A 17,933-nucleotide genomic window follows, 5' to 3' on the forward strand; every position below is an offset into this window, starting at 1 on the left:
TGAAGCTCTGAAAGTGCACCATGTTCAATCTGTTCGCCCTTTTGTACGACCCAACAGGCAGCGTTGACAACGATTCGCTCATGGACGATCTCAAGCAGAGATTCCCGTGGATCAAGGAGTACAGGGTTTTCACAGAAACACTGGAGTTCCCGGCCATCACGCGGGTCATTCTGGAAAAGGACGGCTGGCGGGTGCGCTTCAATATCAGAGCGCAAGAGGATATGACGCTCAGCCTGAGCAGGCTGCAAAAAATCCTGAAGAAGAAAACCGCCTTGCCCGAGAACTTCCTGTCCTACAACAAGGAGCTGGCCATCGGCTTTGGCGATGACCCGGATCGCCGCTTTACCGACGAGATCATCAACATTGGCGAGTTCGTGCGCGAGAACTATCCGGGCGTGGTCATTTATGACCAGTACAACGAAGACGTTTGGTGATGCGCGGCCCAGCGCGGGCCGCCTGAGCGCACGGCAGTCAAGCCTGCCCTGACCTGGGGCGCTGGAACAGCACATCCCAGACGCCGTGGCCCAGACGCAGGCCGCGCTGCTCGAACTTGGTCACCGGGCGGTACCAGGGGCGCTGGGCAAAGCCTTCGGGCAACTGGCCCAGATTGACCAGCTCGGCATGGGCCTGCAGCACATCGCGCATCTGGTGGGCGTATTCCTCCCAGTCGGTGGCGCAGTGGATGTAGCCGCCAGAGGCCAGGTGCGGCATCAGAGAGGCCACGAAATCAGGCTGGATCAGGCGGCGCTTGTGGTGGCGCTTCTTGTGCCACGGGTCCGGAAAGAAGATGTGCACCCCGGCCAGGCTGGCGGGCGGCACCATGTGCTGCAGCACCTCCACGGCGTCGTGCTGCACGATGCGGATGTTGTCGATGCCGCCGTCCTGCATGCGCTTGAGCAGCGCGCCCACGCCAGGGGTGTGCACCTCGCAGCACAGAAAGTTCTCCTCGGGCCGAGCCTGGGCAATGCTGGCCGTGGCATCGCCCATGCCAAAGCCGATTTCCATGACCACGGGCGCATGGCGGCCAAAGGCCTGGACGAAGTCCAGCGCCTGGGGCTGGTAGGGCAGCACATAGCGCGCGCCCAGCGCGTCGATGGCTTTTTGCTGCGCCACGGTGGTGCGCCCGGCACGCAGCACAAAGCTGCGGATGCGCTTGAAGTGCGCCGGCGGTGCGGCGGCACCGTTGGCGTCGGGGCGGGGGGTGTCGTCGCCAGCGGCGGCGCTGGGCGGAGCGGTGTCGGGCTGGGTCATGAAGGCAGTGCGAAGGCCATGCGGAAAAGGCGCGATTGTGCCGCAAGGCAAGGTCTGCCGTGTGCGCCCTGTTCGGGCGCCGACTTCGTGCGCCAGCACGGCAAAAATCCCCGCAGCGCCATGGGTTTGCTTGGCGCGGCGGGGATGGCTGAGCCAGTCGGTCAGGCCCGCAGGGTCATTTCTTGTTCTGGTTGGGCGAGGAGGGCGCGGCCGTGGCTGCTGCAGGCTTGGCCGCTGGCGCTGTGCTGGCTTGGGGCTCTGGCGTCGCCTCGGCCTTGCCTTTCCTGGGCTTGGGCGCTGCCGCCGGGGCGTAGCCCGCGCCGCCAATGGTCAGGCCGCCGTCGGAGAGGCTTTGCGCTTTGGCGGCGCCAACGCCCTTGACGCGGGCAATGAAGTCGTCCCAGTCCTTGAACTGGCCCTTGGCGCGCTCTTCGATGATGCGCTCGGCCGTGGCCGCGCCGATGCCCTTGATCTGAGTCAGCTCTTGGGCATCGGCCTTGTTGACATCCACCGCGGCGGTGGCTGCGCTGACCAGCCAGAACCAGATGGCGGCCAGGATGGAAAGCTTTTTGAACATGGGTTTCTCCTCCTTCAGCGAATGTGCTGTCACCCTGTGGCGGCATGGCGCTGCCATGTGCGCACAGGCCCTTCATTCCACGCAGCGCATGGAACAAGGCCGATGCTAGGCCGAGCCCTGCCTTTGGGCACTGGGAGATGCCCTATGCCGTTTTGCCGCAGCCTGGGCCAATATGCCCTGTTTGCACCACCGGGGTCAGCGCCGGATGCAATCCAGCGCCTGCTCGATGCGGTCGACGGCATGCACCTGCAGGCCGGCGATGGGCTTTTTGGGCGCGTTGGCCTTGGGCACGATGGCCACGTCAAAGCCCAGCTTGGCCGCTTCGCGCAGGCGCTCCTGACCGCGTGCGGCTGGCCGCACCTCGCCAGCCAGGCCGACCTCGCCAAAGGCGAAAAAGCCCTTGGGCAGCGGCTGCGAGCGCAGTGAGGAGTGCAGCGCCAGCAGCACGGCCAGGTCGGCGGCCGGCTCGGTGATCCGCACGCCGCCCACGGCGTTGACGAACACGTCCTGGTCGTAGGTGGCCACGCCAGCATGGCGGTGCAGCACGGCCAGCAGCATGGCCAGGCGCTCGCGCTCCAGCCCCACTGACAGGCGCCGCGCGCTGGGGCCGGCGGTGTCCACCAGCGCCTGGATTTCCACCAGCAGCGGGCGCGAGCCCTCCAGCGTGACCAGCACGCAGCTGCCGGGTACGGGCTCGCTGTGCTGGCTCAGAAAGATCGCGCTGGGGTTGGATACGCCCTTCAAGCCAGTCTCGGTCATGGCGAACACGCCGATTTCGTTGACGGCGCCAAAGCGGTTCTTGATGGCCCGCACCATGCGAAAGCTGCTGTGCGTGTCGCCCTCGAAGTACAGCACGGTATCGACCATGTGCTCCAGCACGCGCGGCCCGGCGATCGTGCCTTCCTTGGTGACGTGGCCGACCAGCACCACCGCGATGCCAGTGCTTTTTGCCAGTCGCGTGAGGTGTGCGGCGCATTCGCGCACCTGCGCCACCGAGCCGGGCGCAGAGCTGAGCTGGTCGGAGTACACGGTTTGGATGGAGTCGATCACGGCCACGGCCGGCTGGTGCGCCTGGATCGAGGCCAGAATGTTCTCCAGCTGGATTTCGGTCAGGATGGGCACCTGGCTGTCGGGCAGGCCCAGGCGCCGCGCGCGCAATGCCACCTGCGCGCCGCTTTCCTCGCCGCTGACGTACAGCGTGGGCAGGCCTTGGCGCTGCAGCCGGTCCAGCGCCTGCAGCAGCAAAGTGGATTTGCCGATGCCCGGGTCGCCGCCAATGAGCACCACCGAGCCCTCGACCACGCCGCCGCCCAGCACCCGGTCGAGCTCGCCGATGCCGCTGGGTGTGCGCGCCACCTCCTGCGCCTCGATCTGCGACAGGGGCGTGATGGGCTGCACGGCGGCCGTGCCGGCGTAATGCGCCGCCGCCGAGAGGCGGTTTTTGCTCTCGGCGCGCGGCGCGGCGGGGGCGGCCGTTTCCTGCAGGCTGTTCCAGGCATTGCAGGCCGGGCAGCGGCCCATCCAGCGGGCGCTGGTGCCGCCGCACTGGTTGCAGGTGTAGAGGGTTTTGTCGCGGGCCATGGCAGGTGGGGTTAGGGAGTGTCGATGGCAGGAGCTATGGCCCGCTACGGCGCATTGCGCTGCACGCGAAACAGCCAACTGCGCCGCAGCGTGAAGGAGATGGCATACAGCAGCGCATCCACCCCCAGCTTGGCTGGCAGCGGGGGCAGCTGCCAGCCATGCACCAGCCAATGCACCAGGCTGGCCGAGGCCAGCATCAGCGCGATGGCCAGGGCCGCATAGGCCATCAGCTGCGGCAGTAGCGGCTGCACGTGCTGGCCCCGGAACACGAAAAAGCGGTTGCCGGCAAAGTTGAACAGCGCCGAGAGGATGCGCGCCACGACCACCGAGAAAAACACCTGCTGGCTCAGCCGCAGCAGCAGCATGAACAACAGCACATCCAGCGCGAAGGAGCAGGCCCCGAGCAGCAAATCCTTGAGCAGCACCCAGTAAATGCGCAGCGAGTCGGTCAGCGGGTTGAAGTGCGAGCTGGCGTTGTCCTCGATATACACCGCCTCAATGGGCAGCTCGCGCAGCGGCACCTGCTGCTTGACCAGGTGGGCCAGCATGTGCATTTCGTATTCATAGCGCTCGCCCTGCAGCTGCTGCAGTTGCGCGAGCAAGCCGATGGGAAAGCAGCGCAGGCCCGTTTGCGTGTCTGAAATCCGTTGCCCGGCCAGCTTGCCGAACACCCAGCGCGTCAAGGCGTTGCCGACACGGCTGCGCAGCGGCGCGTGCGGCGGCATGGTGCGCGCGCCCAGCAGCACCGTGGCCTGCTCTTGCGCCAGCGCGATCTGGGCCATGCGCAGCACGTCCTCGGGCAGGTGCTGGCCATCGGCATCGAGCGTGATGACGTAGCGGCAGGCGGTGCCCCCCCCACTTTGGGCGTGCGATTGCGCCACGTGTGCGAATGCGGTCTTGAGCGCTGCGCCCTTGCCCCGGTTGGCTGGATGCACCAGCAGCTGCACCGGCGCGCCCAACTGCGCGAACACGGCCTGGCTTTGCGGCCCTGAGCCATCGTTGACCACCACGATGTGCCCAAAACCCATGGCCCGCAAGGCATCAATCAACCCCAACAGCTTGGTGTCGGGGTTGTAGGCGGGAATGATGAGGCAGATGGCATTCAGGTCTTGCGACATGGCGGCGCCCGTCGATCTGGGGGGCTGGCAACTGCGCCTGGATGACACTGCAACCGTGGCGCCTGCGGCGGGCGATCATACTGGAACTGGGCTTGCCCGTAGCCAGCCTGCGCCAGGCTCACTTGAGCCGTTTGAGCGCTTCTTCCGAGGCCTTGTGCAGTTGCTCAATGGCCGCCAGGCGGCTTTGCAGGATGGAAGCATCGACATGGTCGGCTTGGGGGCCCAGTTGGCGCACCATGTGCTGCCCGGCTTTGAGGCGGTCAATGGCGGCAGCGTAATCGAGCCGCGCAGCCTGGGCCTCGGCCTCGGCGCGGATGGCGCGCAGGGGCTGCTGTTGCGCCGTCCAAATGCGTGCGAGCTGCTGCCATGCGCCGGCATCGTCCGGGTGCTCTTGCAGCCAGCCCTGCCATTGTCCGGCCAGCTCGGCCAGCTCGGCGCTGGCCTGTGCAGCGCTGGGCTCAGCCGCCGCGCTGAGCTGCTCGGCCCCTGCCCAATAGGCAGTTCGCAAAAACAGTTCTGGGCGCTTGCGCTGGCGGCTGTCGATGCCCGCCAGAGCGGCGCGCGCCCAGGCGGCATCGCGCAGGCTCAGCGCCAGCTCCAGCTGTAGCAGCTGCGCCAGCCGGTGCGCGGCGGCATCGCCCGCACTGCGTGCGGACAGCGCATCGGCCAGGGCCTTGGCCTGATCGGCATCGCGCAGCTGCGCAGCGGCCAGCGCGCCGGCGTACAGCCGCCCGGCGTCTGCAGCGGCGGCGCCCGCTTCGTCCGGGCTGTGCTGGGGCGAAGTGGTGCGCGCCAGGGGCTGGGCGCTCTGCACGGCCGAGCGCAGAAAGTCCACCTTGCCCAGCGACAGCACACGCGAGCGCGCCACCACCATGGCATGGGCCATGCTCGTGGCTGGTCGGGCGTGGCGTGGCTGGCTTTGCGGCAGGCGCGCCTGCAGATCGGACTGGCGCTGCGAGGTCAGCGGGTGGGTGCGCAGATAAGGGTAGGCGCCGTTGTCATTGAAGCGGTTGGCCTGGCTGAGCTTGTCGAACATGCCGATGAAGCCCGCCGGGTCAAAACCGGCCGGGACCATCAGGCCCAGGCCGATGCGGTCGGCCTCCTGTTCCATCGAGCGGCTGAAACTCAGGCTGTTTTGCATGGCCAGCGCCTGGCCGCCTGCCACCACGGCCTGGGCTGCGTCCGGATTCTTGCTGGCCGCCAGGGCTCCCAGCACCATGCTGGCAATCAGCAGCGGCGTTTGCCGGGCGTTCTGCGCGTGCAGGCGCGCAATGTGGCGCTGCGAGACGTGCGAGAGCTCATGCGCCATGACCGAAGCCAGCTCGTCGCGGCTGTCCACGGCATTGATCAGCCCCAGATGCAGGCCGAAGTAGCCGCCGGGCAGGGCAAAGGCGTTGACGCTGCGATCCTTGCCCAGCAGCACGCGCCAGGCAAACTGCTCGCCCAGCGCATCGTCCAGCGCGCCTTTCTTGCGCGCGGCCTGCATCAGGGCCAGCCAGATGTCCTGCACATATTCCTGCAGTACGGGGTCGTCGATGTAGTCCGGGTCGCGGTAGAGCTGGCGCGCGATCTGATCGCCGATGCGGCGCTCGTCACCGACGCTGAAGCCGTCGGCCTCACCCAGCGAGGGCAGCGCCTGCGCGCTGGCCTGGCCGGCGGGCAAGCCGCCCAGACCTGCCAGCCACGCAGCCAGGCACAGGGCCCGTGCCACTTGGCCGGGCCGCTTGTGCAGCCAGGTGGCCGGCGCGCTGCTGGCCAGAAGAGGGGAAATGGCGCTGCGCGCTTGCGCGCGGGGGGATGTGTTGTTCATGGCGGCCTTCGATAGCAAGTGCCGCATTTTGGTTCATTCGCGCCCATCGGGCCATGGCCATGGGCAGGTGTATATTTGCCGCCTTTGTCTTAGAGCCCAGCCATGCCCATCACGCCCCAGGAAGCCCTGCAACGCACGATCGAACACCGTGAGATCTTTCACGACGAAATGCTGCATCTGATGCGGTTGATCATGCAGGGCGAGATCTCGCCGCTGATGACGGCGGCCATCATCACCGGCCTGCGCGTGAAGAAAGAAACCATTGGCGAGATCACGGCAGCGGCTTCCGTCATGCGCGAGCTCTCGCTCAAGGTGCAGGTCAAGGACACCCGGCATCTGGTGGACATCGTGGGCACTGGCGGCGATGGGGCGCACACCTTCAACATCTCCACCTGCAGCCTGTTCGTGGCCGCCGCCGCCGGCGCCAAGATCAGCAAGCACGGCGGGCGCAGCGTCTCCAGCAAAAGCGGCAGCGCCGACGTGATGGAAGCCCTGGGCGCCAACATCCAGCTCAGCCCGGCGCAAATCGCCGCCTCGATCGAGCGCACCGGCATCGGCTTCATGTTCGCCCCCAACCACCACCCGGCCATGAAGAACGTGGCCCAGATCCGGCGTGAAATGGGCGTGCGCAGCATCTTCAACATCCTCGGGCCGCTGACCAATCCGGCTGGCGCGCCCAACATCCTGATGGGCGTGTTCCACGCCGATCTGGTCGGCATCCAGGTGCGCACCTTGCAGCGCCTGGGCGCCGAGCACGCACTGGTCGTCTACGGCAAGGACGGCCTGGACGAAATCAGCCTGGGCGCGGCCACCATGGTCGGCGAGCTCAAGGACGGTCAGGTGCGCGAATACGAAATCCACCCCGAGGACTTCGGCCTGGCCATGGCCAGCACCCGCGCCCTGCGCGCCGACACCCCCGAACAATCGCAACGCATGCTGTGCGAGGTGCTGCAAGGCCAAAGCGGCCCGGCGCGCGACATCGTGCTGCTCAACACCGCCGCAGCGCTGTATGCCGCCAACGTGGCCAGCGACATCGCCCAGGGCATCGACCTGGCCCGCCAGGCCATCGACAGCGGCAACGCCCAGCGCAAGCTGCAGGAATTCGTGCGCACCACCCAAGAGCTGGCACAGACTGCGGCCTGAGCGCCTCCGTCGGGGTAATCCTGAGCAGGCCACCCCATTATCAGGCTGTGTGCCAAAAAAAAAGCCAAGTGAAATCAATCACTTGGCTTTGTTGTTGGCGGAGAGGGAGGGATTCGAACCCTCGGTAGGCTTGCACCTACGCCTGATTTCGAGTCAGGTACATTCGACCACTCTGCCACCTCTCCTGGAACTGGTTGCATGCGGTGCAAGCGCGCGATTCTAGCAGAGGAATTCTGCGGCGGCGGCTTTCAGGCCAGGGCCTGGCGCATGCGTGCGATCACGTCCGCATAGCTGGGGGCGTTGAAGATGGCGCTGCCGGCCACGAAGGTGTCGGCGCCGGCATCGGCGATGCGGCGGATGTTCTCGGGCTTGACGCCGCCGTCGATCTCCAGGCGGATGTCTTTGCCGCAGGCGTCGATGCGCTTGCGTGCCTGTTCGAGCTTGCGCAGGGCCGAGTCGATGAAGCTCTGGCCGCCAAAGCCGGGGTTGACGCTCATGATGAGGATCAGGTCCAGATCGTCGATGACCCAGTCGAGCACGTCCAGCGGCGCGCGGCCCAAGTCTAGGCCAAAACTACGCCGCCCATGCACCACTCCGGGGTGAGCGGCGCTCTCCACAAGGATCAATGGGTAGGCCGCAGGGTAAACCAGATGCAGCCCCCCCCCATCCATGCGGCACGAAAGAGGCACTTGCGACCTCCATGTACTGATCGTCGGCACGGCCGCGTAGCCAGTACTGCACCTCTTCCCTTCGCGCTACCCCTCGCCGGCCCGGCGATGACCAGGGGGGCATACACCCCTGCTCACCCACATCCTGTAGGAGGGCGATCCACCTCTGCACCCCACAGACGATGGATACGTGCAGATACAAATTCGTTTTTTTCCGACGGCGTTGTCCGCGCCTGTTTCCCCGTTATCTCATGTGGCCCGCGAATTTCTCGCCTGAACACACATAACCATAGGAGCTAACACGAATCATGGAATATTCATTCTCAATCACTCAGTCCTTCTGCGCGGCGAATGAAGGAATTTGCAACAAGGCGTATCTTGGATATCTTCCCTGGTCGGCTATGACAGAACCGGCAGCCTGCGCATCGCCGAAGAAACAGACGATTAACCAAGACCAATTCACCCTCTCCCTGCAAACCGCCTGCCTCATGCAGCAGAACCAGATGCTCGAGCGGCAAAACGCCATGCTGCGCGATCTCATGGAGCGCGTGGAGACGGTAGGCGACCGACTGTGGCACATGGAACGCTGTCTCACTACCCCGCCGATCGATCAGGCCGGGATGCGCAAGCGAGTAGCCAAGAAGCGCCGTCCGGCCCACATGCAATCTGTAGCTCGCACGCGCTCAGATAAGTAGTCATGCCCTAAAGCGGTGGGGGCTCCGGCCCCCGTCTATCTGCATGTCGCAGGGCGCTCACGCGCCAATCCACCGATGGCCGGAGGAGGCAAGGCAACTGCTTGCTCCTCTCACCGCGTCCTGCGCATGCCCAACTAACAATCAATGAGAACGTATATGTCGAACCAACACATCGACCCCTCTGGTCACTTTGAGGCCACTCGTAACTTCAACAACCAGGTGGCGAAGCAGGTCGTGAAGCAAGCACTGCTGCTCTATCCGAAGACCAGCCCGAACGACGATGAACCGATCGAAGCCCCGATCACCGAGCAGGCCGAATCGATACGCATCTCCTCGACAAAGGCATCAGCCCCTGGATTGGACGAGGTACATCTGCCTCCGCGCCAATACGCCGGAGAAGCTCAATTCATGGCTGCCATCCTCGATTGGCAATGCGATCTGCGCAAGGAGCTGGAGGCCGACAATCTGTCCGCTGAGCGCACGTCCTCTCCCAGTGATAACAACTACCTGCCGAAACTGGTCACCACCCAAGCGGTGGGACCCCAGCCCGAGCCGAGTCCGAAGGAAGACGAGCAGGCGGAAACCGCCCCCAGCTTGGAGGCACAATCCCTGCCCGCGTCCTCAATGGCGGCACCGGCACCCGAACTGGAAGCAGCGGCCCTGCCCTCCGTATCTCCGCCTTTGCACCAATTGCCCGAGCCTACCCTGCCGCTCCCGCCGGGGGTAACGCGCGGGCTGCCCACCCATACATCGAAGGACTTCCGTCATCTGCCCAGGCATGTCTGGCTGGTACGGGACGTGTTTCACGGGGGCGAGATCATCATCCTGTGGGGCGAGTCCCAGGCGGGCAAAACCGCGCTGCTGCTCGATATGGTGGCAGCTATTGCGAGTGAATCTGACTGGGCAGGGCATCCCGTGACCCGTACAAATGTGATCTATGTAGCCCTGGAAGGGCAGATCGGGGTGCGTACCCGCGTGCAGGCGCTGGAGCATGACCGGGGCATCGGCCACCTGGAAGGCATCCGCTATGTCTTCAATCCTTGCAACGTCGCCAGCGAGGAGGATGTCAACGAACTGGCAGTGACGGCGCTAAAGCACGATGCCAAGTTCATCGTGATCGATACGTTGTCGGCGTCCATCGCCGGAATGGCGGAAGAGAATAGCAACACCGCCATGGCAGGGGTAATTGCTAACGTGCAGCGCCTGACCCAAATGACCGGGGCAGCAGTGTTGCTCGTGCACCATTGCGGCAATGACCCCAAGCGGGGTGCACGCGGTGCCTACGCGCTGCACGCGAATCCGGACGTGTCCATCGAGGTGGGCCGCTCGGGCGAAAATCGCTACTGGCGCCTGGCCAAGGGCCGGGATGGCGAACCAGCATGCGGATGGTTCAAGATCGAGGAGGTTAGCTTCCAGCCAGAGCACGAAACGGAGCCCCTCAAATCCATCGTGGTGCGGCATGTCGAGGATGCAGAAGCTCCGAGGACCCCGCCATCCCTCAAGACCAAGGCTCAGGAGCGAGCCGATGTGGCGCTGAAGGCAATCACCTTGCATATGCGCATGACAGGCATCGGCGCCGAGGGCGAACAGTCTTCGGGGGAGATGACCTATGAGGCCGCCAGCAAGATGGTCGCGCAAGCATTCAAGGATAAATGCGACAGCGGGGAAGAAGGCTATGGCAGTAACCACCGCGCCAAGAATGTGCGTGAGGCAATCCAGTCCCTGATCGATGCCGGACTCCTGATCCTGCATGACGGTAAGGTACGTCTGCGACACTGACCCTGGCCTCCCTCTCCCCCGCCCCCTCCCCTAAAGGGGAAGAGGGGGCGGGGGAGAGGGGGCTGGCTGGGAGGGATGAATGTGGTAGGGGGCCTGGAAGCTGGATTTTGCACCCGGAGGAATCATCCAATCCGGAGCGGGCAGCTGATCGTGCGGCACCCTGACCATCGGCAATAGGCTGTCTGGATATCTCCTGGGCCCGGAGAGGCCAGGGGAGCAATGGGCCAATACCTGAGCCGTGGGGCATATCCCCAGCCGCGCTCTCAGCTCTCCAGCTAACTCCTTCGGAAAGGAACGGCAACTACCGCCGATCAAGAGCCCCGGCAATCAACTCTGGAAGCGGCACCTCCAGCGCCTCAGCCACGCGCAGCAACACAGTCAACGTAGGCTGATTTCGTGCCAGCTCCAACTTGGCGATATACGTCCTATTGATACCCGCACGATGGGCTAATTCCTCTTGAGACAAGCGTAGCGCCGCACGCCTGGAGCGAAGCTCGTCGGCGAACGCTGCTATCAATACCTCGTCCCTGGTCATGGGTAGGGACTGTCCGTTGCCTGATGACTTTATGCACCCGCATATGTGGTACAAAATAATCTGATGCCCTAGCCTGAGCGGACTGGGCAGACGCAACGAATACCCACCTGAAAGGCACTATGTACGAGATCTACCTCTCCGAGCACGACGACCAATGGCGCTACGCCCTGGGTACGCTAGGAAAGCGTCCGCTCATCACCATCGGCCTCAATCCCAGCACGGCCACTCAAAAGAAACTGGACAACACAGTCACCAAGGTGAAGAAGGTGGCCCAGCAGTGCGGATTCGATAGTTTCATCATGCTGAACCTCTACCCGGTCAGGGCCACCGATCCCCAAGACCTGCCGCCAAAGGCTGACCCCTTAGCCTACGAGCGCAATCTGGAAGAAATCGAGAAGGTCATCGCCCAATACCCTGCTCCTACCATCTGGGCAGGATGGGGGGAATTGGTGATGAGCCGACCATATCTCTACCGAGCCCGGGACGAGCTGTTCCAGCGGCTAGCGAAATACGCTCCTCAATGGCGCCGATTCGGAGAGCTGACCGCCAATGGTCATCCGCGTCATCCCGCGTCTCTGAGCTATAGCTGGACACTGGAGCCCTACGAACCGGCCTGAACAGACGGGGCAGGCAGCTCTACCCGTTGTCCACCCCTCCGTCATGCTCTCCATCGCCGGGGGGGCTCCGTGCCTTGCACGGCAAGAAAACCTGTCCTCTGTCTCGTTCCTCAAGGCAGCACGCCCGCTCCGGATACCCCCTCTCCGTAAATAAAAAAAGCTATTGAAAATCAAAGGTATAGGAGTCATTCGTATGGAATTAATAGCAACAAACTCAATGAAATTGGGGAGAGGAGAGCATTGCCTTGCCCCATGCGGGTTCCGGAACGATGAAACCGAAATTTCCTGCAAGCCCTCCAAATTCTCCAGAGTGGCGGTCAAGGAGGAAATTCGATGACCGTACCTAAATCGCCTGCGCCCCTGCAGGGCGTTTATCTCCACCAGCGCGGGGTGATCCCCCGCTTCCGGGTCTGGATTGAATGGCTATCCGAGGGCAGGACTCGCGACGTCGAGATTGAACTGATCGACATGAATAAGGGTGACCCTGCCCAGACCCTCTCTGATGCCTTGTTGCGCGAGTGGCAGGTACTGATCTATGAGCCCCCTGGCTATTCCGGTCCTGCATCAGCGGAGGTATAGGCCTGATGCCCCGCGAGCCTCGCAAGGAACTAGGCGCGGCCCAGGTCGCCGCCCTCTGGCGCCGTGGCACCAACCATGTCGGCGGTGTGCGTGGCCTGATCCTCAACGTCACGATGTACGGCTCACGCAGTTGGGTGCTGCGCTATCAGGTGGCAGGTAAGCGCCGTGATCTGGGCCTGGGCTCGTATCCGTCCGTCACGCTGGCCGAAGCACGGGAGGCAGCTCGCGCTGCCCGTGCCAAATTGGCGCAGGGTATTGACCCCATCGAGGATGCACGCAGAGCGCGTGCCCGTCTGGTCGCGGAAATCCACACCAGCATGACATTCGGTGAAGCAGCCAAGCGATACATCGCTTCGCATGAGAAGGGCTGGAAAAACGCCAAGCATGCACAGCAATGGCAACGATCACTGGATATGTACGCCACCCCTGTGCTGGACAAAGTGCCTGTGCGGGACATATCACTCGCGATGGTGCTCAAGGTACTGGAGCCGATCTGGGCCAGCAAGACGGAGACGGCCACCCGCCTGCGTGGTCGCATCGAGTCCATCATCGACTGGGCCATTGCACGGGGCTACCGTACCGACTCCAATCCTGCGCGTTGGAAGGGGCTGCTGGATAAGCTGCTGCCCGCTCCGGGCAAGGTAAAAAAGACCACGCATTTTCAGGCGCTGCCCTATGCCCAGTTGCCAGTATTCATGGATCAGTTGGTGGGCCATGAGGGGATGGGGGCCAAGGCCTTGCTATTCCTGATCCTGACGGCAACCCGCTCCGGAGAAGTTCGCGGTGCCACCTGGGAAGAAATCGATCTGGTTGCGCGTGTGTGGACGATCCCCGCTGAACGCATGAAGGCCAGCAAGGCCCATCGGGTGCCGCTGTCGGATGCAGCCATCGCACTCCTGCAAGAAATGAAAGCGCTCGCGCTGGCAGCAGGACGCACAACGGGCAAGGCGTATGTATTCCCGAGTCCTAACAGCCGTAATCCTGAATTGGGCAGCCGGCTCTCCGACATGACGCTCACGGCGGTACTCCGTCGCCTGAAGCTGAAAGCGGTGCCCCATGGATTCCGCTCCACGTTCCGCGACTGGTGCGCAGAGCAAACCGACTACCCCAACGAGGTCGCGGAAATGGCGCTGGCCCATACGGTGGGCAACAAGGTGGAGGCGGCGTATCGGCGCGGTGACCTGCTGGCCAAGCGGCAGCAGCTCATGCAGGACTGGGCGGACTACGCCCTCGGTCGCCGCGCAGGAAATATGACTGTCGGTCATAGCTCTGCCCCACTCGCATCAACACGGGCCGACGCAGCCGATCAACACAACAACACAGAGGGAGCCATGCAATGAAGAACTATCTCGCCACCAAATGGAAGTCTCTCACTGCGTGGTCATCAATCACATGGGGACAGGGCCTTATAGGCAAAGCGAAGGTAGTGCTAGCGTGGCATGGGCTGGCTATCGTGATCATGGCCTCGGTCGCATTACTCATGCCGGATGTAGAGCTGGAACTACGCCCTGCCATGAAAGAGCCTGCCCTGCTATGCCATCAACAGCAATCATTCGATGAAATCATCGCTGCTGAGGATGTGACGAACCAAGCCCTCCTGGAGAAATTCCGTCACCAGCCAGAAGTCCTAGTACGGATCATGACCAGCGACAGCTACATGCAGCGCGACAACTGGGCCGTCTATCAAGAAAGAATGCGAAAGATCGCACGCGGGCAATGCCGTGAGGTGGCGCATGGTGATCCTGTGACAGCGAACTGGATGGAATGGCAATCATCGAAGGATGATGCAGCTCCCCTCAAACCCAAGCGCATGCAGGTCACCTACCAAGGGCAGACCTACTGGGCATATGCCAGGCAATGGCAGAAGGCCACAGGGGAGGTCGTGGCAGCAGCGGATCGGGCGCCACTCATGATTTCTCGCAAGTCACCAGACGGAAATGATCGCTCGCCGCCGCCAGTAGTGGACGAAACCCAGGCCCAGACCAGTATCAAACGGCGCCCTGTCCCGCCATTTGCGCGCAACGAATCCTATGCACAGGTGCGGGTAGTGCTCTTGCGTGATGGCTGGCTACCTGTGATCTCCCAAGATGCTGATCACTGCATGGAGGGTGACAGCCGATGTGAGGGCCGTCCGGAAATGCAGTCCTGCAGCGGATCGGGGCTGGCCATTTGTAGATTCCGCTGGCAGCGTGATGGGCAATGGCTGACTATCTGCACTGCAGGTGAAGAGCAAGCCATGTTCCACAGCGTCTGCGAATGAGGGCACCATGACCATCAACAACATAGCGAAAAGATACCTCCTCGTGCCACTCTGCATGATCGCAATGGCCTGGATGGGGGAGGCCATGGCGGGCACCTCGGAGTGCTACGCGATCAAGGATACGGACAAGCGTGCGTACTGTCTGGCGCAGGTCAAGCGGAACCCTGGGAATTGCTATCGCATCAAGGATTGTGACAACCGCAATCAGTGTCTGGCGGAAATCAAAGGATCACGGGACCGCTGCTATGCCATCAAAGACCAGGACAGCCGCAAGGCGTGCCTCTCAAGGGCCCGATAAAGCCCTCTCCTCCAAGTTGGTGGGCAGAGCCAAGCGCAGAGCGTACTGAGGCTGCGAGAAAAGGCTTGGTCACTGGCACTATAAAGTCTACCCCGAGCTACTCGCACTTGCCATGCCAGAACTGTAAGACCGTCCGCTAGGAACATCGCCAGAGCACAAGGTGCTGCATGCCCATGTATCTGACGACGCTATTCTGCTGGCTCGGAGCCGACGTAGCGATACCGCCGCCATGCATCAAACACTCTGAATGAGGCATCTACGGTGCGCAACGTTCTCCCCACAAATACGGTCGGCTGGGTCTCCGCGATATTGAACGGGCGCCGCACCTGGCCGTAAATGCAAACAATGCTGTGCAGATCACCCGCGAAAGACTGGGTCAGTACTCACAAGCCGTAAACGAGACGCACATTGCCATCATGCAAGGTGTGTGTGCGGCAGGCTGGAAATGAAAAAGCCTCAGCTAACTGCTAGACAGCAAGGCCCCGTGTCTCAGCGAACTCGTCGCTGCGATAGATAGAGCGGAAGGTAGAAATGCAAAACGGGCCACTCGGGCCCGTCTGACATGAATACTTGCAGTGGAGGGAGGGATTCGAACCCTCGGTAGGCTTGCACCTACGCCTGATTTCGAGTCAGGTACATTCGACCACTCTGCCACCTCTCCTGGAACTGGTTGCATGCGGTGCAAGCGCGTGATTCTAGCAGAGGAATTCTGCGGAGGCAGCGGCTTTCAGGCCAGGGCCTGGCGCATGCGTGCGATCACGTCCGCGTAGCTGGGGGCGTTGAAGATGGCGCTGCCGGCCACGAAGGTGTCGGCGCCAGCATCGGCGATGCGGCGGATGTTCTCGGGTTTGACGCCGCCGTCGATCTCCAGGCGGATGTCTTTGCCGCAGGCGTCGATGCGCTTGCGCGCCTGTTCGAGTTTGCGCAGGGCTGAGTCGATGAAGCTCTGGCCGCCAAAGCCGGGGTTGACGCTCATGATGAGGATCAGGTCCAGATCGTCGATGACCCAGTCGAGCACGTTCAGCGGCGTGGCCGGGTTGAACACCAGCCCGGCTTTGCAGCCCTTGGCGCGGATGGCCTGGATGCTGCGGTGCACGTGCTCGCTGGCCTCGGGGTGGAAGCTGATGTAGTCGGCGCCGGCGGCGGCGAACTCGGCGGCCAGGGCGTCGACCGGGGCGACCATCAAGTGCACGTCGATGGGCACGGGCGTGCCGTCGGCCTGCTTGGCGTGCGGGCGCAGCGCCTGGCAGATCATTGGGCCGAAGGTGAGGTTGGGCACGTAGTGGTTGTCCATTACGTCGAAGTGGATCCAGTCGGCGCCAGCGGCGATGACGTTGCGCACTTCCTCGCCCAGGCGGGCAAAGTCGGCCGAGAGGATGGAGGGGGCAATGCGGTGGGTGGGGCTGGCGGTGCAATTCATGTGCCGATTGTCGCAAAGATTGCGACTGCGCTCTGGCTAGGGCCATTGGCGCAGGGGGGTGCGTTTTGGCGCCAAGGCGCTACCATCGCGGCCCATGCAGGAAAACTTTTTTGACGTTCAGGTGCGCTGCGAGTATTTGCCGCGCGAGTCCGATCCGGCGCAGGCCGTGTATCGCTTTGCCTACACGATTCGGATTCACAACCATGGCGAGCGCGCTGGGCAGTTGATTGCCCGTCATTGGTGGATTCGCAATGGGCATGGCCAGGTTGAGCAGGTGCGCGGCCTGGGCGTGGTCGGGGGCCAGCCGTTTCTGGAGCCGGGCCAGTCTTTCGAGTACACCAGCATGTGTCAGCTGGCAACGCCCAAGGGCAGCATGCGCGGCCACTATCTGTGCGTGGACGAGCAAGGCCAGGTGTTCGAGTGCCCGATTGCCGAGTTCGTGCTCGATGCCGGCTCGCCAGCTGGCGCGGTGGCCAAGGATTTGGTGATCATGGCACCGGCGGGCCAGTCGCGCCTGCTGCATTGATGCGGGCTGTGCAGGCGGGGGCGGCCATGGGCGAGTTCGACCTGATTGCGCGCTATTTCCGGCAGCCGGCGCAGGCCCTGCATACGCCGGCTGTGCTGGCCGGCATTGGCGATGATTGCGCATTGTTGCAGCCGGCGGAGGGGGCGCAGCTGCTGGTGTCCAGCGATACGTTGGTGGCTGGGCGGCATTTTTTTGCCGACACCGATGCCAGGCGGCTGGGGCACAAGGCCCTGGCCGTGAACCTGAGCGACCTGGCCGCCTGTGCGGCCACGCCGTTGGGCTTTACGCTGGCGCTGACCTTGCCGGCTGTGGACGAGGCCTGGCTGCAGGCATTTGCGCAGGGCCTGCTGGCCTTGGCGCAGCAGTGCGATTGCCCGCTGGTGGGTGGCGATACCACGCGCGGGCCACTGTCCATCACCATCACCGCCTTTGGCCAGGTGCCACCAGGGCAGGCCTTGCTGCGCAGCGGCGCGCGCGTTGGGCACGATGTGTATGTCAGCGGCGCGATTGGCGAGGCGCGCGCCGCCCTGCAACTGTTGCAGGGCCATTGGCAGTGTGGCAATGCGGCGCTGCGGGCACATTTGCTGCAGCGGCTGGAGGCCCCCAGCCCGCGGCTGGAGCTGGCGCGGCATTTGCGTGGCGTGGCCAGCAGCGCGATGGACTTGAGCGACGGCCTGCACGGCGATGTGCAGCACCTGTTGGCGGCTTCGGGGGTTGGCGCCTGCATCCGTGGCGCAAGCCTGCTGGAGACGGCGCCCAGGCTGTGGGCCGCGCCGGAGCTGGCCGACTGGTCTGAGGCACAAAGGATTGCGTTCGCGCTGGCCGGTGGTGACGACTATGAGCTATTGTTCACTGCCCATCCGGGTTTTCGCTCTTACCTGAGCGAGCTGGGGCAGGAACTGGGCATGGGCGTGCAGCGCATCGGTGAGATCACGCCGCGCCCTGAAGCGGGGCCGGCTCTGCAGGTGCTCGACGGCCAGGGCCAGCCCCTGGCTTTGGCGTCGGCGTCGTTCGACCATTTCGCGGGCAACCCTTGAGGACAGGCTCTGTCGCAGGGCCTGCATGGCTTGCCGCGC

Annotated in this window: 18 protein-coding genes, 2 tRNA genes and 1 pseudogene; 11 read left to right on the forward strand and 10 right to left on the reverse strand. The window is 63.6% G+C overall.

Annotated features, from left to right (window positions below):
* The first annotated feature begins 20 nt into the window (after positions 1-20).
* Complete coding sequence (locus CK620_RS04385; protein ID WP_095549280.1) at positions 21-434, forward strand: hypothetical protein; 414 nt, start codon at positions 21-23, stop codon at positions 432-434.
* A gap of 37 nt (positions 435-471) precedes the next feature.
* Here the strand turns inward: CK620_RS04385 and trmB are convergent, their stop codons facing one another.
* The 5 genes from trmB to CK620_RS04410 all read right to left on the reverse strand — a co-directional run bounded on the left by trmB (position 472) and on the right by CK620_RS04410 (position 6,337).
* Complete coding sequence (gene trmB / locus CK620_RS04390) at positions 472-1,251, reverse strand: tRNA (guanosine(46)-N7)-methyltransferase TrmB (RefSeq protein ID WP_095549281.1); 780 nt, start codon at positions 1,249-1,251, stop codon at positions 472-474.
* A 175-nt stretch (positions 1,252-1,426) separates the two neighbouring features.
* Entirely contained in the window at positions 1,427-1,828 is a 402-nt protein-coding gene (locus CK620_RS04395; RefSeq protein ID WP_095549282.1) for a ComEA family DNA-binding protein, read from the reverse strand.
* A gap of 195 nt (positions 1,829-2,023) precedes the next feature.
* Entirely contained in the window at positions 2,024-3,409 is a 1,386-nt protein-coding gene (gene radA / locus CK620_RS04400; protein ID WP_095549283.1) for a DNA repair protein RadA, read from the reverse strand.
* A gap of 44 nt (positions 3,410-3,453) precedes the next feature.
* Positions 3,454-4,527 (reverse strand): GtrA family protein, encoded by a 1,074-nt coding sequence (locus tag CK620_RS04405; RefSeq protein WP_095549284.1) that lies wholly within the window; start codon positions 4,525-4,527, stop codon positions 3,454-3,456.
* Positions 4,528-4,645: 118 nt separating this feature from the next.
* The gene (locus CK620_RS04410) at positions 4,646-6,337 is read right to left on the reverse strand and encodes a M48 family metalloprotease (protein ID WP_095549285.1); all 1,692 of its coding nucleotides are present in this window, start codon (positions 6,335-6,337) and stop codon (positions 4,646-4,648) included.
* A 102-nt stretch (positions 6,338-6,439) separates the two neighbouring features.
* Here CK620_RS04410 and trpD point away from each other — a divergent pair, with 102 nt between their 5' ends.
* On the forward strand, positions 6,440-7,480 hold the full coding sequence (trpD, locus tag CK620_RS04415) for an anthranilate phosphoribosyltransferase (protein ID WP_095549286.1): 1,041 nt from the start codon (positions 6,440-6,442) through the stop codon (positions 7,478-7,480).
* A gap of 95 nt (positions 7,481-7,575) precedes the next feature.
* On the opposite strand, the gene CK620_RS04420 is transcribed toward trpD, so the two are convergent.
* Together CK620_RS04420 and CK620_RS04425 are read right to left on the reverse strand one after the other, a co-directional pair.
* A tRNA-Ser gene (locus tag CK620_RS04420) sits at positions 7,576-7,665 on the reverse strand.
* A 63-nt stretch (positions 7,666-7,728) separates the two neighbouring features.
* A pseudogene (locus CK620_RS04425) lies at positions 7,729-8,031 on the reverse strand (ribulose-phosphate 3-epimerase); the annotation flags it as partial.
* A 425-nt stretch (positions 8,032-8,456) separates the two neighbouring features.
* Between CK620_RS04425 and CK620_RS04430 the strand changes: the two are divergent.
* A complete protein-coding gene (locus CK620_RS04430; protein WP_143325924.1) occupies positions 8,457-8,843 on the forward strand; it encodes a hypothetical protein in 387 nt (128 codons plus the stop codon).
* A 156-nt stretch (positions 8,844-8,999) separates the two neighbouring features.
* Positions 9,000-10,622, forward strand: a complete 1,623-nt coding sequence (locus tag CK620_RS04435) for an AAA family ATPase (RefSeq protein ID WP_179290574.1) — start codon at positions 9,000-9,002, stop codon at positions 10,620-10,622.
* Positions 10,623-10,923: 301 nt separating this feature from the next.
* Here the strand turns inward: CK620_RS04435 and CK620_RS04440 are convergent, their stop codons facing one another.
* The gene (locus CK620_RS04440) at positions 10,924-11,157 is read right to left on the reverse strand and encodes a helix-turn-helix domain-containing protein (protein WP_095549289.1); all 234 of its coding nucleotides are present in this window, start codon (positions 11,155-11,157) and stop codon (positions 10,924-10,926) included.
* Positions 11,158-11,276: 119 nt separating this feature from the next.
* On the opposite strand from CK620_RS04440, the gene CK620_RS04445 reads away from it, so the two are divergent.
* The 5 genes from CK620_RS04445 to CK620_RS04465 all read left to right on the forward strand — a co-directional run bounded on the left by CK620_RS04445 (position 11,277) and on the right by CK620_RS04465 (position 14,911).
* On the forward strand, positions 11,277-11,774 hold the full coding sequence (locus CK620_RS04445; RefSeq protein ID WP_095549290.1) for a DUF1643 domain-containing protein: 498 nt from the start codon (positions 11,277-11,279) through the stop codon (positions 11,772-11,774).
* A 333-nt stretch (positions 11,775-12,107) separates the two neighbouring features.
* Entirely contained in the window at positions 12,108-12,353 is a 246-nt protein-coding gene (locus tag CK620_RS04450; protein WP_095549291.1) for a hypothetical protein, read from the forward strand.
* Positions 12,354-12,358: 5 nt separating this feature from the next.
* Positions 12,359-13,693 carry a tyrosine-type recombinase/integrase gene (locus CK620_RS04455; protein WP_238946014.1) on the forward strand — a complete coding sequence of 445 codons (1,335 nt, stop codon included), beginning with the start codon at positions 12,359-12,361 and terminating at the stop codon, positions 13,691-13,693.
* Positions 13,690-14,613, forward strand: a complete 924-nt coding sequence (locus CK620_RS04460) for a hypothetical protein (protein WP_095549293.1) — start codon at positions 13,690-13,692, stop codon at positions 14,611-14,613. The genes CK620_RS04455 and CK620_RS04460 overlap by 4 nt, the downstream gene beginning before the upstream one ends.
* A gap of 7 nt (positions 14,614-14,620) precedes the next feature.
* On the forward strand, positions 14,621-14,911 hold the full coding sequence (locus CK620_RS04465; RefSeq protein WP_095549294.1) for a hypothetical protein: 291 nt from the start codon (positions 14,621-14,623) through the stop codon (positions 14,909-14,911).
* Between the two features lie 576 nt (positions 14,912-15,487).
* On the opposite strand, the gene CK620_RS04470 is transcribed toward CK620_RS04465, so the two are convergent.
* Positions 15,488-15,572, reverse strand: a tRNA-Ser gene (locus CK620_RS04470).
* Between the two features lie 66 nt (positions 15,573-15,638).
* On the reverse strand, positions 15,639-16,331 hold the full coding sequence (rpe, locus tag CK620_RS04475) for a ribulose-phosphate 3-epimerase (protein WP_095549295.1): 693 nt from the start codon (positions 16,329-16,331) through the stop codon (positions 15,639-15,641).
* A gap of 94 nt (positions 16,332-16,425) precedes the next feature.
* Between rpe and apaG the strand changes: the two genes are divergently transcribed.
* Positions 16,426-16,857 (forward strand): Co2+/Mg2+ efflux protein ApaG, encoded by a 432-nt coding sequence (gene apaG, locus CK620_RS04480; protein WP_095549296.1) that lies wholly within the window; start codon positions 16,426-16,428, stop codon positions 16,855-16,857.
* A 26-nt stretch (positions 16,858-16,883) separates the two neighbouring features.
* Positions 16,884-17,894, forward strand: coding sequence for a thiamine-phosphate kinase (thiL, locus tag CK620_RS04485; protein ID WP_095549297.1), 1,011 nt, complete (start codon positions 16,884-16,886; stop codon positions 17,892-17,894).
* Positions 17,895-17,933 lie beyond the last annotated feature (39 nt).

Origin of the sequence: Vandammella animalimorsus, from assembly GCF_002285285.1 — a bacterium.
GTDB lineage: Bacteria > Pseudomonadota > Gammaproteobacteria > Burkholderiales > Burkholderiaceae_C > Lampropedia > Lampropedia animalimorsus.